General features: G+C 68.6%; 14 protein-coding genes. 9 read left to right on the top strand and 5 right to left on the bottom strand.

Annotation, left to right across the window (positions count from 1 at the left end; all coding sequences use genetic code 11):
* Nucleotides 1-161 precede the first annotated feature (161 nt).
* Nucleotides 162-1,607, top strand: a complete 1,446-nt coding sequence (gene rfaE1 / locus JJL56_RS09910; RefSeq protein WP_145625126.1) for a D-glycero-beta-D-manno-heptose-7-phosphate kinase — start codon at nt 162-164, stop codon at nt 1,605-1,607.
* Nucleotides 1,608-1,676: 69 nt separating this feature from the next.
* On the opposite strand, the gene JJL56_RS09905 is transcribed toward rfaE1, so the two are convergent.
* Nucleotides 1,677-1,835, bottom strand: a complete 159-nt coding sequence (locus JJL56_RS09905) for an entericidin A/B family lipoprotein (protein ID WP_038526216.1) — start codon at nt 1,833-1,835, stop codon at nt 1,677-1,679.
* 124 nt (nt 1,836-1,959) lie between these two features.
* Between JJL56_RS09905 and JJL56_RS09900 the strand changes: the two genes are divergently transcribed.
* From JJL56_RS09900 to lpdA, 3 genes are all read left to right on the top strand, one after another.
* Nucleotides 1,960-2,841 carry an alpha/beta fold hydrolase gene (locus JJL56_RS09900; RefSeq protein ID WP_200485045.1) on the top strand — a complete coding sequence of 294 codons (882 nt, stop codon included), beginning with the start codon at nt 1,960-1,962 and terminating at the stop codon, nt 2,839-2,841.
* A gap of 136 nt (nt 2,842-2,977) precedes the next feature.
* Nucleotides 2,978-3,619: a hypothetical protein gene (locus JJL56_RS09895; protein WP_145625122.1), complete on the top strand. Its 642-nt coding sequence runs from the start codon at nt 2,978-2,980 to the stop codon at nt 3,617-3,619.
* 212 nt (nt 3,620-3,831) lie between these two features.
* Complete coding sequence (gene lpdA / locus JJL56_RS09890) at nt 3,832-5,232, top strand: dihydrolipoyl dehydrogenase (RefSeq protein ID WP_145625120.1); 1,401 nt, start codon at nt 3,832-3,834, stop codon at nt 5,230-5,232.
* A 192-nt stretch (nt 5,233-5,424) separates the two neighbouring features.
* Here lpdA and JJL56_RS09885 read toward each other — a convergent pair whose 3' ends face one another.
* Genes JJL56_RS09885 through fsa form a run of 3 tightly spaced genes read right to left on the bottom strand, consistent with a single transcriptional unit; the run spans nt 5,425 to nt 7,779 of the window.
* Complete coding sequence (locus tag JJL56_RS09885; protein WP_145625118.1) at nt 5,425-6,384, bottom strand: tyrosine recombinase XerC; 960 nt, start codon at nt 6,382-6,384, stop codon at nt 5,425-5,427.
* Nucleotides 6,385-6,397: 13 nt separating this feature from the next.
* A complete protein-coding gene (locus JJL56_RS09880; protein ID WP_145625116.1) occupies nt 6,398-7,111 on the bottom strand; it encodes a DUF484 family protein in 714 nt (237 codons plus the stop codon).
* Nucleotides 7,112-7,122: 11 nt separating this feature from the next.
* The gene (gene fsa / locus JJL56_RS09875; protein WP_145625114.1) at nt 7,123-7,779 is read right to left on the bottom strand and encodes a fructose-6-phosphate aldolase; all 657 of its coding nucleotides are present in this window, start codon (nt 7,777-7,779) and stop codon (nt 7,123-7,125) included.
* Nucleotides 7,780-7,867: 88 nt separating this feature from the next.
* Here fsa and JJL56_RS09870 point away from each other — a divergent pair, with 88 nt between their 5' ends.
* Nucleotides 7,868-10,132 (top strand): primosomal protein N', encoded by a 2,265-nt coding sequence (locus JJL56_RS09870; protein ID WP_247890528.1) that lies wholly within the window; start codon nt 7,868-7,870, stop codon nt 10,130-10,132.
* Nucleotides 10,133-10,291: 159 nt separating this feature from the next.
* On the top strand, nt 10,292-10,795 hold the full coding sequence (locus JJL56_RS09865) for a cache domain-containing protein (protein ID WP_247889390.1): 504 nt from the start codon (nt 10,292-10,294) through the stop codon (nt 10,793-10,795).
* A gap of 62 nt (nt 10,796-10,857) precedes the next feature.
* On the opposite strand, the gene JJL56_RS09860 is transcribed toward JJL56_RS09865, so the two are convergent.
* Complete coding sequence (locus JJL56_RS09860) at nt 10,858-11,181, bottom strand: hypothetical protein (protein ID WP_145625108.1); 324 nt, start codon at nt 11,179-11,181, stop codon at nt 10,858-10,860.
* Between the two features lie 414 nt (nt 11,182-11,595).
* On the opposite strand from JJL56_RS09860, the gene JJL56_RS09855 reads away from it, so the two are divergent.
* The 3 genes from JJL56_RS09855 to JJL56_RS09845 all read left to right on the top strand — a co-directional run bounded on the left by JJL56_RS09855 (nt 11,596) and on the right by JJL56_RS09845 (nt 14,657).
* Complete coding sequence (locus tag JJL56_RS09855) at nt 11,596-12,165, top strand: F0F1 ATP synthase subunit delta (RefSeq protein WP_145625105.1); 570 nt, start codon at nt 11,596-11,598, stop codon at nt 12,163-12,165.
* On the top strand, nt 12,165-13,694 hold the full coding sequence (gene atpA / locus JJL56_RS09850) for a F0F1 ATP synthase subunit alpha (protein ID WP_035671446.1): 1,530 nt from the start codon (nt 12,165-12,167) through the stop codon (nt 13,692-13,694). The genes JJL56_RS09855 and atpA overlap by 1 nt, the downstream gene beginning before the upstream one ends.
* Nucleotides 13,695-13,766: 72 nt before the next feature.
* Complete coding sequence (locus JJL56_RS09845; protein ID WP_145625101.1) at nt 13,767-14,657, top strand: F0F1 ATP synthase subunit gamma; 891 nt, start codon at nt 13,767-13,769, stop codon at nt 14,655-14,657.
* Nucleotides 14,658-14,722: the final 65 nt, after the last annotated feature.

Genomic DNA, 14,722 nt, shown 5'->3' with positions numbered 1-14,722 from the left:
GGCGTCCGGGAGCAGGGTCCGGGGAAAGGGATGCCGGAGGATAGGGCAGGATGCCGCCGCAGACCAGTTGCCGGACCTTATTATCCCTCTCCCGCACCGGGGGAGGGGATTCGAGCGCTCTCCTCTGGCGCCCCGCGCGCAAGGTTGGTAGTAGAACCGGCATGAGCGACCTTGCCCGTCACATCGACTCCCTGTCCCGCGCCAGCGTGCTGTGCGTCGGCGACGTCATGCTCGACCGATTCATCTACGGGTCGGTCGACCGCGTGTCCCCCGAAGCGCCGATCCCCGTGCTGCGGATCGAGCGCGAGACGGCCATGCTCGGCGGCGCCGGCAACGTGGCCGCCAACGTCATGGCGCTGGGCGCCGGCTGCCGCTTCGTGTCGGTGGTGGGCGAGGACGCGGCGGGGCTGGAGCTGGTCCGCCTGGTGGCCAGGGAGACGGGCGACGGCGGCGGGCTGGTCGCCGAGCCGGGGCGCCAGACCACCGTCAAGACGCGCTTCATCGGCGGGCGCCAGCAGCTGCTGCGCGCCGACGCCGAAACCATCGCCGCCATCGGATCGGAGGAGGAGGTGATGGTCGCCGCCCGCACCGGCCTGCTGACGGTGGGCGCGGTGATCCTGTCCGACTATGGCAAGGGCGTGCTGACCGACGGGCTGGTCGCGCAGCTCATCCAGGCGGCGCGGGAAGCCGGGCTGCCGGTGGTGGTCGATCCCAAGGGCGACGATTTCGGGCGCTACCGCGGGGCCAGCGTGATCACCCCCAACCGCAAGGAGCTGATGCAGGCGACCGGGATGCCCGCCGACAGCGACTCGGAGGTCGAGGCCGCCTGCCGCTTCCTGCTGGAGACCTGCGGAATCGACGCGGTGGTCGCCACGCGCAGCGAGCGCGGCATGTCCGTGGTGACCCGGGACGCAGCCACCCATCTGCCGGCCAACGCCCGCGAGGTCTTCGACGTGTCCGGCGCCGGCGACACGGTGGTGGCGACGCTGACCTCCGCCCTGTCGGTGGGGGTGGAGCTGACCGACGCGGCGCGGCTCGCCAATCTGGCCGCCGGGATCGTGGTGGGGAAGGTCGGCACCGCGGTGGTCCGCGCGCCGGAGCTGCTGTCCGCCCTGCACGAGCAGGAATGGCGCAGCGGCGAGGAGAAGGTCGACACGCTGGAGCAGGCCGTGGAGCGCGCGGCGCGCTGGCGCGCCCGCGGCAGGCGGGTGGGCTTCACCAACGGCTGCTTCGATCTGCTGCACCCCGGCCACATCGCGCTGCTGAACCAGGCCAAGGCCGCCTGCGACGTGCTGGTGGTGGGGCTGAACAGCGACGCCTCGGTGAAGCGGCTGAAGGGCGAGACCCGCCCGGTGCAGACCGAGACGGCGCGGGCGACGGTGCTCGCCTCGCTGGCCTGCGTCGATCTGGTGGTGATCTTCGGCGAGGACACGCCGGAGGAGCTGATCCGCGCCCTGCGCCCCGACGTGCTGGTGAAGGGGGCGGATTACACCGTCGCCACGGTGATCGGCGCCGGGTTCGTGCAGAGCTACGGCGGAAAGGTCGTGCTGGCCGACCTCGTGGACGGCCAAAGCACGACCAACACCATCAAGCGCATGCAGCGCTGAGCCCTGGGATGCGGACGCCGGGGCGCTGAAACCCCGGAGCCGAAGCTCCGGGGCGTCCGCGCCGCGCGATCACATCTTCTTCTGGACGCTGTCCGACGAGCGCTCCACTGCGCGGCCGCCCGCCTGCACGTCCTGACCCATGCCTTCGACGGTGTTGCAGGCGGCGAGGCTGGTGGTCAGGGCGGCACCCAAGGCGGCGAAAAGGACGAGCTTCTTCAGGCTACGCATGGCATTTTCCTCTTGAGGTCGAAAACAATCGGCTGAAAAACGCGAGAAACCCCCCAAGGTTTCCGATGACCCGCGATGCGGAAGGACAGTTCTCCACACTCAAACGGATAGGGGGAGGGCGCGCATGTTCGAAGGGTTCACCCGCCACCGCATCGCCACCGACGGCGCCGAGATCCACACGCTGGTCGGGGGCGAGGGGCCGCCGCTCCTTCTGCTTCATGGCTTTCCGCAGTGTCACGCCCTGTGGAACCGGGTCGCGCCGCGGCTGGCCGAGCGCTTCACCGTGGTGCTGACCGACCTGCGGGGGTACGGCCAATCGTCGAAGCCGCCGGGCGATTCCGCGCACGAGACCTACTGCAAACGCACCAACGCGCGCGATCAGGTGGCGGTGATGGCCGCGCTGGGCTTCGACCGCTTCAGGCTGGCCGGGCACGACCGCGGCGCGCGGGTGGCCCACCGGCTCGTCCTCGATCATCCCGACCGGGTGGATCGCGCGGCCTTCCTCGACGTGGTGCCGACGCTGGAGGTCTTCGCCCGCATCGACCAGCGCATGGCGACCGCCTACTACCATTGGTTCTTCCTGATCCAGCCGAACCGTTTGGCGGAGCGGCTGATCGGGTCGGACCCGGACTTCTACCTGGGGCAGGTGCTCGGCTCGATCGGCAGCAGCGCCGACATCTTCGAGCCGGAGGCGATGGAGGCCTACCGCGCCGCCTTCCGCGATCCCGCCACCGTCCACGCCATGTGCGAGGACTACCGCGCTGCGGCGAGCATCGACCTGGAGCACGACCGCGAGGACCGGGCGGCGGGCCGCAAGGTCGACTGCCCCGCCCTGTTCCTGTGGGGCCGCGACAGCGCGGTCGGGCGCCTTTACGACGATCCGTTGGGCATCTGGCGCGGCTACGCCCCGGCCATCGCGGGCCATGTGATGCCCGCCGGCCACTTCATCCCCGAGGAGGCGCCGGAGGAGACGGCGCAGGCGCTGCTGGATTTCTTCACGGAGTGACCGGGACCCTGGGCGACCGGGGATCGGCGGTTGGGGGGCTTGTGGATTTCCGGTCACGCGGAGCCCCGCGAAACCGTCCCTTTGCAGAAGCCCGGAGCGCGGCTCCGGCGCCCGGTCGTCAGCAAGGGACATCGCCATGCGTTGCCAGCAACTCCTGAACACCATCCAGACCGAGTTCAACAACGGGAACATCAATCTTCAACGGGCCAACGTCTTCGCTCAGAACGCCAACATCCGCGGCGGCTGGGAGGTCTGGCTCCAGTTGGAAATCGCTCATGGGTTTCTGAACGTTCTCGGCAACTGGACCTGCGAACGGGAGCAGCCCTACCCCTCCACAAACATCGGAAACCCGTTTCTGACCTATACGGCGGTCGGTCCGGCCTGGGGGGTGACGGGCAACCGCCGCGCCGCCGCGCGCGCCGATTTCTTCCTGCACCGCAACGCCGGGATGGCGGACGACGCCTACATCGAGCTGAAATGCATCAATCCGTCGCACGCCAATCCGATCAATGATGCCTGGGGGCGCTTCGAGTCCGACGTTCTCAAGCAGCAAACCCTGCGCCTCGGCAACGCCGGCCTGAACTACATCTCCATGCTGGCGACGTTCGGGATCTTTCAGCAGGCCGATGTCGGAGGGCTCAACCCGACGCTCGGCTGGTTCTGGGCGGGCGGGCGCACCGCTTATGTCTACGACGTGGCCAACAACCAGGTCAGCACCCTGGCGAATGTCGCCCAGGGCGGCGTCCCCAGGCTGTTCCTCGTCGCCGTTTCGGTGTGATGCGGCCCGGACCGGGGAGTCGGCCCCGGTCCCGCTCGTTTCGGCATGGGTTCCGGCTGGTCCCATGCCGGTCTTTCAACCCGGCATCCCTCCCCCCGGACGAACTGTCCCGTTGCCAGTTGGCGTGAGCGGCGGCATAAATCGGCGCGCGGCCCTCCCCGCTGGACGGGACGGCTTTTGGCAAACACAAAAATGGCGGAAGGAAAGCCCCAATGGCTGAAAGCACTTTCGACGTCGTCGTGGTCGGCGGCGGTCCCGGCGGGTATGTCTGCGCGATCCGTGCGGCGCAGCTCGGTTTCAAGGTCGCCTGCGTCGAGAAGCGCAGCGCGCTGGGCGGCACCTGCCTGAACGTCGGCTGCATCCCGTCCAAGGCGCTGCTCGCCGCGTCGGAGAAGTACGAGGAGGCCAAGCACGGCCTCGCCAAGTTCGGCATCAAGGTCGGCGGCGTCGAGCTGGACCTGCCGGGCATGCTGTCCCACAAGGACAAGGTCGTCAAAGAGAACACCGGCGGCATCGAGTTCCTGTTCAAGAAGAACAAGATCGCCTGGCTGAAGGGTGCCGGCCGCATCACCGCCCCGAACACCGTCGAGGTCGAGGGCATCGGCACCATCACGGCGTCCAAGGCCATCGTCATCGCCACCGGCTCGGAAGTCACACCGCTGCCGGGCATCGAGATCGACGAGCGGAAGATCGTCTCCTCCACCGGCGCCCTGGAGCTGCCGGAGGTGCCGAAGCGCCTCGTCGTCATCGGCGGCGGCGTGATCGGTCTTGAGCTGGGCTCGGTCTGGGGCCGCCTCGGCGCGCAGGTCACGGTCGTGGAGTTCCTCGACCGCATCCTGCCGACCATGGACGGCGAAGTGTCCAAGCAGATGCAGCGCATCCTGGGCAAGCAGGGCATGACCTTCAAGCTCGGCGCCAAGGTCACCGGCGCCAAGGTCACCAACACCGGCGTCACCCTGTCGGTCGAGCCCGCCGCCGGTGGCACCGCCGAGGAGATCGAGGCCGACGTGGTGCTGGTCGCCATCGGCCGCCGCGCCTTCACCAACGGCCTGGGCCTCGACGCCGTGGGCGTGGAGATGGACAACCGAGGCCGCGTGAAGATCGGCGCGCATTTCGAGACCAATGTGCCGGGCATCTATGCCATCGGCGACGTGGTCGAAGGCCCGATGCTGGCCCACAAGGCCGAGGAGGAGGGCGTCGCGCTCGCCGAGCTGCTGGCCGGTCAGGCGGGCCACGTCAACCACGACCTCGTCCCCGGCGTTGTCTACACCTGGCCGGAAGTGGCCGCGGTCGGCAAGACCGAGGAGGAGCTGAAGGCCGCCGGCGTCGCCTACAAGACGGGCAAGTTCCCCTTCACCGCCAACGGCCGCGCCCGCGCCAGCGGCACGACCGACGGCTTCGTGAAGATCCTGGCCGACGCGCGCACCGACAAGGTGCTGGGCGTCCACATGGTCGGCCCGAACGTGTCGGAGATGGTGGCCGAGCTGGCCGTGGCGATGGAGTTCAGCGCGTCCGCCGAGGACATCGCCCGCACCTGCCACGCCCACCCGACCCTGTCGGAAGTGACCAAGGAAGCCGCCCTCGCCGTGGACGGCCGCGCTCTGCACATCTAAGGCGCGTCTCTCTCATAACCCTCTCCCCTCTGGGGAGAGGGTGGCCCGGAGGGCCGGTGAGGGGGTTGCGCGTGACGGCGGTTCGGCAAAAGCGCGCCCCCCTCACCCTAACCCTCTCCCCAGAGGGGAGAGGGGACTTCAAGTGCGGTCGCTCTGGCCGGGGAGGGGGCGAGCACCTCCCACCCTGCGACCCTACGGCGTCTTCTTCGCCCGCGGGTGCGCCGAGCGGTACACCTGCATCAGCTGCTCGCTCTCCACGTCCGTGTAGCGCTGCGTCGTGGACAGCGAGGCGTGGCCCAGCAGATCCTGGATCGCCCGCAAATCGCCGCCGTCCGCCAGCAGATGCGTGGCGAAGCTGTGCCGCAGCGCGTGTGGCGTCGCGGTTTCCGGCAAGCCCATCATGCGGCGCAGGTCGCGCATCTGCCGCTGCGCGATGGCCGGGGCGAGCTGCCCGCCGCGCACCCCGACGAACAGCGGCGCGTCCGGCCCCTGGCGGTAGGGACAGGCGTCCATGTAGGCCCGCACCGCCTCGTTCACCGCCGGCAGCACCGGGACGATCCGTTCCTTGTTGCCTTTGCCGGTGACGCGCAGCGTCTCGCCCAGCGGCGCGTTCCGGCGCGTCAGGTTCAGCGCCTCCGAGATGCGCAGGCCGCAGCCGTAGAGCAGCGTGAACAGCGCGCGGTCGCGCTTGCCGATCCACGGCTCGTCCGGTTCCTTCTCCGATTCCTCCAGCAGGCGGTCGGCGTCCAGCACGGTCAGCGGTTTCGGCGCCGGGCGCTTGATGCGCGGGCCGGAGAAGGTGTTGATCGCCGGGTTGTGCAGGCGTCCGTCGCGGTCCATCCAGCGGAAGAGGTTGCGCACCGACGACAGGGCGCGCGAGCGGCTGTTGGAGCCGATTCCCTTCATGGCGAGGTGGGACAGCCAGGAGCGGAAATCCGTGACGGTCAGCGCGGCGAGGTCGTTCATCGACGGCGGCTTGGCCTGATAGCCGGTGATGAACTCCAGAAAGGTCGCGACGTCGCCGATGTAGGCGGTCAGCGTGTGGGGCGAGACGTTGCGCTCGCTCTCCATCCAGCGGCGCCAGTGCATCAGCGTATCCTGCACGTCGGGCTGGGCGGCGAAGCCGAGGACGGGGTTCTGTTTTCCGGTCATGCGTTCCGTGGGTTCAGGCCGGCAGTTCGAGCCAGCCGCGGATCACCCGCTCGACCACGCGGGCGAGGAAGCCGACCAGCTCCGTGCCCTGGCCGCCGTGGAAGCTGTCCGGCTCGCGGCTGCCGAAGGCCAGCATGCCGTCCGGCGTCTCGCTGGACACCTGGAGGCGGATCAGGACCTCCGACCGCACCAGCCCGGCGCCGGGGCCGTAGAGTTCCGGGTCGCCCTGGATGTCGGCGTTCAGCGCCACGTCGGCCTTGCCCAGCCAGCGGTCGACGGTTCCCGGCTCGACCACCCGCACGCCGGAGGTCTGGACATGCGGTGTGTCCTGGCCGTTCGACTCGACGATCAGGCAGGCGACGTCCAGGTCGAGCAGAACCGCCAGATCGGTGGTGATGGTCTGGATGAGCTGCTCGAAGCTCTGGGCGTCGAGGAGGAACAGCACCGCCGCGTGGATGCGGTTCTGGCTGTTCATGTTGGCGCGCGAGGTGCCGATCAGCTCGCGCTGCTGGTCCTTCAGCAGGCGGACCTCGCCGCGCAGCCGCTCGACCATGTAGGCCTGCAGGTCCACCACCCCGCGCCCGCGGTCCGGCGACGGCGGTGTCAGATGGTGGACCAGATCACCGTGATGGACCAGGAAATCGGGATGGTCCCGCAGGTAGGCGTGCACCTCCTCGGCGGTCGGCGCATCCTTCCGGTGGGGGGTGTGTCCCGGCTCCCGGCCCATGCTTGCTGTCCTCAGAGGATGGACTGGCCGGTCTTCTGCCAGTCGGCCACGAACTGGGCCAGACCCTTGTCGGTCAGCGGGTGGTTGAAGAGCTGCTTCAGCACCGACGGCGGGGCGGTGACGACGTGGGCGCCCAGGCGGGCGGAGTCGACGATGTGGATCGGGTTGCGGATCGAGGCGACCAGCACCTCGGTCTTGAAGTAATCGTAGTTGCTGTAAATCTCCACGATGTCGGCGATCAGGCCCATGCCGTCCTGCCCGATGTCGTCCAGGCGGCCGACGAAGGGCGACACGAAGCTGGCGCCGGCCTTGGCGGCCAGGATCGCCTGCGCCGGGGAGAAGCACAGCGTGACGTTGACCATCGTCCCCTCGGAGGACAGCGCCTTGCACGTCTTCAGACCGGCCTGGGTCAGCGGAACCTTGACCGCGACGTTGTCGGCGATCTTGGCAAGCTTCTTTCCTTCCGCCAGCATGGTCTCGAAGTCGGTGGAGGCCACCTCGGCGCTGACCGGGCCGCTCACCACGTCACAAATTTCGGCCACGAGGTCGAGGAAGCTGCGACCGGACTTGGCGACGAGGGAGGGGTTGGTGGTAACACCGTCCAGCAGGCCGGTGTCGGCCAGATCGCGGATCTCGGCGATGTCGGCGGTGTCAACGAAGAACTTCATGACCAGGAATCCATACTTGCTGAGGAAGAGCGCGCCCTGTTGTCCGGGATTCGCTGCCCGGCGTCGCGGCCAGGGGGCACTGTAGCCGATGCGTGAAAATTCCGCCAGATCCGGGGCCAAATCCGGGGCCGCTTCCGGACATTCTGCGCAGGCCCTTCTGCCGGGCACGGTGCCGGTGGACGCGGACCCGCGCGTCCGCGTGCTGCTGCCTCTGCCGCTGCGCGAGGCCTACGATTACCGCGTGCCCGCCGGGATGACCCTCGTCCCCGGCGATTATGTGGAGGTTCCGCTGGGGCCGCGCCGCGTGCTGGGAGTGGTGTGGGGCGACGGCGCCGGAGTCGTGGAGGCCGCCCGGCTGAAGCCGGTGGTCCGCCGCTTCGACGTGCCGCCGATGCCGGAGGTCGAGCGCAAGTTCGTGGAGTGGGTCGCCGCCTACACCATGACGCCGCCGGGCCATGTGCTGCGCATGGCGATCAGCGTGCCGTCGGCGCTGGAGCCGGCGAAGGCCATGCTCGCCTATCTGCGCAAGCCCGACGCCGAGCCGCCCCCCGGCTTCAAGATGACCGACCCGCGGCGGCGCGTCCTGGCCCTGCTGGACGACGGTCCGCCACGCACCCCGGCGGAGCTGGCCGAGGAGGCCGGCTGCGGCGTCACCGTGGTGCGCGGGCTGGCGGAGGCCGGGCTGCTGGAGCCGGTGCTGCTGCAGCCGACCAAGCTCGGGCGGCCCGACTGCCACCGCCCCGGCCCCACCCTGTCCGCCGACCAGGAGGCCGCGGCGGCGGACTTGCGCGCCCGCGTCGAGTCCGGCGTCTATTCCACCGTGCTGCTCGATGGGGTGACCGGCTCCGGCAAGACGGAAGTCTATTACGAGGCGATCGCCGCCGCCCTGAAGGTGGGCAAGCAGGCGCTGGTTCTGCTGCCGGAAATCGCCCTGTCGGCGCAGTGGCTGGAACGCTTCGCCCGCCGCTTCGGCGCGCCGCCGGCGGAATGGCATTCCGAACTGACCGGGGCGCAGCGCCGCGACACCTGGAGGGCGGTGGCCAACGGCGAGGTTCCGGTGGTGGTCGGCGCCCGGTCCGCCCTGTTCCTGCCCTACAAGAACCTCGGCGTCATCATCATCGACGAGGAGCACGACTCCGCCTACAAGCAGGAGGAGGGGTCGATCTACCACGCCCGCGACATGGCCGTCGCACGGGCGCATCTCGGCGGTATCCCCACGGTGCTGGTCTCCGCCACGCCGTCGCTGGAGACCAAGGTCAACGCCGACAGCAACCGCTACGCCCGCATCGAGCTGCCGGGCCGTCACGGCGGCGCCGTGCTGCCCGACGTCGAGCTGGTGGACCTGCGCAAGGACCGGCCGCCGGCCCGCCACTGGCTGGCCCCGTCGCTGAAGAAGGCCATCGAGCAGACGCTGGCGGAGAAGGAGCAGGTGATGCTGTTCCTCAACCGCCGCGGCTACGCCCCGCTGACCCTGTGCCGTGCCTGCGGGCACCGGCTGCAATGTCCCAACTGCACGGCGTGGCTGGTCGAACACCGGCTGGCCCGCAAGCTCCAGTGCCACCATTGCGGCCTCTCCCAGCCTCTCTCCCCGACCTGCCCGGAATGCGGCGAGGAAGGGACGCTGGCCGCCTGCGGTCCCGGCGTGGAGCGCATCGCCGAGGAGGTGGCGGAGCTGTTCCCCGACGCCCGCGCCGCCATCATGGCGTCCGACACGCTGTTCGGCCCCCGCGCCATCCAGGAGATGGTCCGCCGCATCGCCGACCATGAGCTGGACATCCTGATCGGCACCCAGGTGATGGCGAAGGGCCACCATTTCCCCATGCTGACCCTGGTCGGGGTGGTCGACGCCGATCTCGGGCTGGCCGGCGGCGATTTGCGGGCGGGGGAGCGGACCTACCAGCTCCTCCATCAGGTGGCCGGGCGCGCCGGGCGCGGCGAGCGGCCGGGGCGGGTCATGCTGCAGACCTACATGCCTGAACATCCGGTGATGCAGGCGCTGGCCGCCGGGGACCGCGACGGCTTCTACCAGCTGGAGGCGGAGATGCGGCTGGAGGCCGGGATGCCGCCCTTCGGACGGCTGGCCGCGCTGATCGTGTCGGGCGAGGACGCGGCGGCGGTGGAGAAGCTGTCCATCGCGCTGGGCCGCGCCGCGCCGCGCAGCGACACCGTCGCCGTGCTCGGCCCGGCCCCGGCGCCGCTCGCCCTGCTCCGGGGGCGCCATCGGCGGCGTCTGCTGCTGAAGGCGCCGCGCACCGTTCAGGTGCAACCCCTGATCGCCCATTGGTTGGAGCAGGTGGTGATTCCCCCCAACGTGCGCGTGCAAGTGGACGTGGACCCCTACAGCTTCCTGTAATGGCGCGGCTCCCGCTAAGAAACGTCGGACTCCTGTAAAGGGGGGCTGCGACCGATTGTCCCTGCGCGCTCCGCAAGGCACCTGTGACGTTTGGTCCGTTGCGGCCGGCGGGTCATGGTATTACCAGAGTATGGAAGTCATCTTTCGCCGAGCGATCTCATGTCCAGGCTGCGCGGTCGTTTCCACCTCCACACCTTGCTGACGGTTCTTCCGGTTCTCGCCCTGCTGGCAATCATCGCGCTGGCCGCGGGCGTGCCCGCCCAGACGCGCGGGACGGAATCGGACGCCAAGGCGCTGCTCGACAAGACCAGCGGCTACCTGCGCGAGCATGGCGCGGAGGGCGCGCCGGACGCCTTCGCCCAGCGCGACGGCGCGCTGATCGACCGCGATCTCTACCCGATGCTGATCGACCGCGACGGCGTGATGGTGGCCCATGGCTGGACGCCGTCGCTGAATGGCGCGAACCTCAAGGACCTGAAGGACGTCGACGGCAAGCCCTTCATCCGGGAGGCGCTGGACATCGTGGCGGAGCGGGACTCGGGCGCCGTCAGCTACAAATGGACGGACCCGCTGTCCGGCCAGATCGCGCCGAAGACGATGATCGTGCGCCGCATCGTCCTGGGCGGCGAGCCCTATCTGCTGTCGGTCGGCGTGTATCGCTGAAGGATGGGCCGACCGGTCGGCGGACCGCCGACTCGGACTTTCCCGAGGGGTGAAAAAGGCGCTCAGAGCACCGAGACGGAGCGGTCGGTCCGCGGGCGGGGACGCCAGATCGACAGGCATTCGGCGGCGCTGCCTCCCGATCCGATGCCGTACCAGCCGGAGCGGTCGTTGAAGGACAGGCTGTAGCGCCCGCGCCCGTCGCGCTCGAACCGGAAGACGGGACGGTCCACGCCGGGCAGGAGAACGAGGAGCCGGTCATGCTCCCGGCCCGTTTCGCGGATGACCCCGGCCCAATGGCCAAGGCGCAGCTTCGGCTCGGCCACCGCCTCGAATTCGTTGAGGTCGGCGGGCGTGAAGCGGGCGCAGGAAAAGGCGACGACGGTCATGATTGGCCTGGGTTTGTCCTGTCAGACGGGCTGTGGGGCGACCGTGCGCGCGAATGGTTAAACGGGTGTTAAGCAGGGCGTTAGGTCACAGTCTGGTCCCTGGACCATCGCGAAACGGGACCCGGAAACATGGCCCCTGACGAGCGTGGGGCCAGTGGACGCCGAGGTGATCCGTTGCGGTTGTGAAGTGGTATGCCCATTTCCAGCCGCCACCGCCAAGAGCGGACCCCACGCCGCAGGGGCGCAAAACGCCGCACGCAAGCCGCGTGCAAATTGTCCAGACCCCGTTGCGCAGGGCCTAATCCTGTGATATTGGACCGCTCGCTTTCGCGGGCTGGGCCGCCGCGATGTGGGTTTTGCCCTATTTAAGGCCCTGAAAATTCACCGTCTACCGAACTCAATTCGAGGGATCAGGTGGCAATCGAAGGTACAGGCGTTTCCGAACTCGCTACGCGCTACTCCATCGCGCTGTTCGAGCTTGCGGACGAGAACAAAGCGTTGGATCAGGTCGCGAGCGATCTGGTTGCGCTGAAGCAAATCCTGGCTGAGAGCGCCGACCTTCGCCGCCTCGTCCGCAGTCCCGTGATCAGCCGCGCCGACCAAGGCCGGGCGATGGCCGCGGTTCTGGACCGCGCCGAAGTGTCCGATCTGACCAAGCGCTTCATCGGGCTGGCGGCCAAGAACCGCCGCCTGTTCGCGCTGGAAGGCATGATCGAAGGCTATCTCGCCGAACTGGCCCGCCGCCGCGGCGAAGTGACCGCACAGGTCACCTCCGCCCAGCCGCTGAGCGACGCTCAGCTGGCCGCGGTGACCGACACGCTGAAGGCGTCGATCGGCTCCAAGGTGTTGGTCAACACCTCGGTCGATCCCGCGCTGATCGGGGGCATGATCGTTAAGTTCGGCTCGCGCATGGTCGACACCTCGGTGCGCACGAAGCTGAACAAATTGCAACTCGCCATGAAGGCCTCAGGGGGATCAGTCTGATGGATATCCGCGCCGCAGAAATCTCTGCGATCCTCAAGCAGCAGATCGCGAATTTCGGGACCGAGGCGGACGTCGCCGAGGTCGGCCAGGTCCTCTCCGTGGGTGACGGCGTCGCCCGCGTGCACGGCCTGGACAACGTGCGCGCCGGCGAGATGGTCGAGTTCCCCGGTGGCATCAAGGGCATGGCGCTGAACCTCGAGACCGACAACGTCGGCGTCGTGATCTTCGGCACCGACAGCGAGATCAAGGAAGGCGACACCGTCAAGCGCACGGGCACCATCGTGGACGTGCCGGTCGGCAAGGGGCTTCTGGGCCGCGTCGTGGACGGCCTGGGCAACCCGATCGACGGCAAGGGCCCGCTGGTGGACGTCACCCGCACCCGCGTCGAGGTCAAGGCCCCCGGCATCATCCCGCGCAAGTCGGTGCACGAGCCGATGCAGACCGGCCTGAAGGCCGTCGACAGCCTGGTTCCGATCGGCCGCGGCCAGCGCGAGCTGATCATCGGTGACCGCCAGACCGGCAAGACCGCCGTCGTCATCGACACCTTCCTGAACCAGAAGCCGATCAACCAGGGCGACGACGAGAGCAAGAAGCTCTACTGCATCTACGTCGCCGTCGGTCAGAAGCGCTCCACCGTCGCCCAGATCGTCAAGACCCTGGAAGACGCCGGCGCCTTGGAATACTCCATCGTCGTCGCGGCCACCGCGTCGGAGCCGGCCCCGCTGCAGTTCCTGGCGCCCTACACCGGCTGCACGATGGGCGAGTACTTCCGCGACAACGGCATGCACGCCCTGATCGTGTACGATGACCTGTCCAAGCAGGCCGTCGCCTACCGTCAGATGTCGCTGCTGCTCCGCCGTCCGCCGGGCCGCGAAGCCTACCCGGGCGACGTGTTCTATCTCCACAGCCGCCTGCTCGAGCGCGCCGCCAAGATGGGCGACGCCCACGGCAACGGCTCGCTGACCGCCCTGCCGGTCATCGAGACGCAGGCCGGCGACGTGTCGGCCTACATCCCGACGAACGTGATCTCGATCACCGACGGCCAGATCTTCCTGGAGACGGGCCTGTTCTACAAGGGCATCCGTCCGGCCATCAACGTCGGCCTGTCGGTGTCGCGCGTCGGCTCCGCCGCCCAGATCAAGGCGATGAAGCAGGTCGCGGGCACCATCAAGATGGAGCTGGCCCAGTACCGCGAGATGGCCGCCTTCGCGCAGTTCGCCTCGGACCTCGACGCTGCCACCCAGCGCCTGCTGGCCCGCGGCGCCCGTCTGACCGAGCTGCTGAAGCAGCCGCAGTTCCAGCCGCTGCCGGTCGAAGAGCAGGTCGTCTCGATCTTCTCGGGCGTGAAGGGCTACCTCGACAAGATCAAGGTCGAGGACGTCAACCGCTTCGAGCAGAAGTTCCTCGCCGAGGTCCGCTCCAAGGGGGCCGACATCCTGGCGACGATCCGCAACGAGAAGCAGATCACCTCTGCGACCGAGGAGCGCCTGAAGGCCTTCCTCGACAACTTCTCCAAGGTGTTCGTCTGATCGACGGCGGGGGCGCAGTCTCTGCGCCCCGTCCGTCAACCCGAACGACCCCGAGCGGAATGAAGGGCCGGCATGCCTAACCTCAAGGACCTTAAGAACCGGATCGCCAGCGTCCAATCGACGCGGAAGATCACCTCGGCGATGAAGATGGTCGCCGCCTCCAAGCTCCGCCGTGCGCAGGAGCAGGCGGAAGCCGGTCGTCCCTACGCCGAGCGCATGGGCCGCATGCTGGCCTCTCTCGCGGCCAACGTGCAGGACTCGGGCAACGGCCCGAAGCTGATGAGCGGCACCGGTTCCGATCAGGTGCATCTCCTCGTCATCATCAGCTCCGACCGCGGCCTGTGCGGCGCCTTCAACGGCGCCATCGTCCGTGAGTCCCGCCGCCAGATCCAGCGCCTCCAGTCGGAAGGCAAGACGGTCAAGCTGCTCACCGTCGGCCGCAAGGCCCGCGACCAGCTGCGCCGCGAGTACGGCTCGCTGATCGTCGAGACCTACGAGGATGTGGGTCGCCGCAAGCTGTCCTTCGCCGACGCCGACGTCGTCGCTCAGAAGGTTCTGGCGATGTACGACGCGGGCGAGTTCGACGTCTGCTCGGTGATCTTCAACAAGTTCAAGTCGGCGATCTCCCAGATCGTGACCGTCCAGCAGCTCGTTCCCTTCGCCGTCGAGGCGCAGGCGGACGAGGAGGCCGCGGGCGCCGAAGCGAAGGCGATCTACGAGTTCGAGCCCGACGAGGAGCAGATCCTCGCCGAGCTGCTGCCGCGCAACCTGTCGATCCAGGTCTACCGCGCCCTCCTGGAAAGCGCCGCGTCCGAGCAGGGCGCCCGCATGACCGCGATGGACAACGCGACGCGCAACGCCGGCGACATGATCAACAAGCTGACGATCACCTACAACCGCACGCGCCAGGCCTACATCACCAAGGAGCTGATCGAGATCATCTCCGGCGCCGAGGCGGTTTAACGGCGCAGCGTTCGCGGTCGATACGACGGCACATCCGACAATTATCGAGTTCCGAGGGAGCTTTA

The organism is Azospirillum aestuarii (genome assembly GCF_016632405.1).
Classification (GTDB): Bacteria; Pseudomonadota; Alphaproteobacteria; order Azospirillales; family Azospirillaceae; genus Azospirillum; species Azospirillum aestuarii.
The sequence above is the reverse complement of the archived record's forward strand: the minus strand, read 5'-3'. Positions and strand labels throughout refer to the sequence as shown.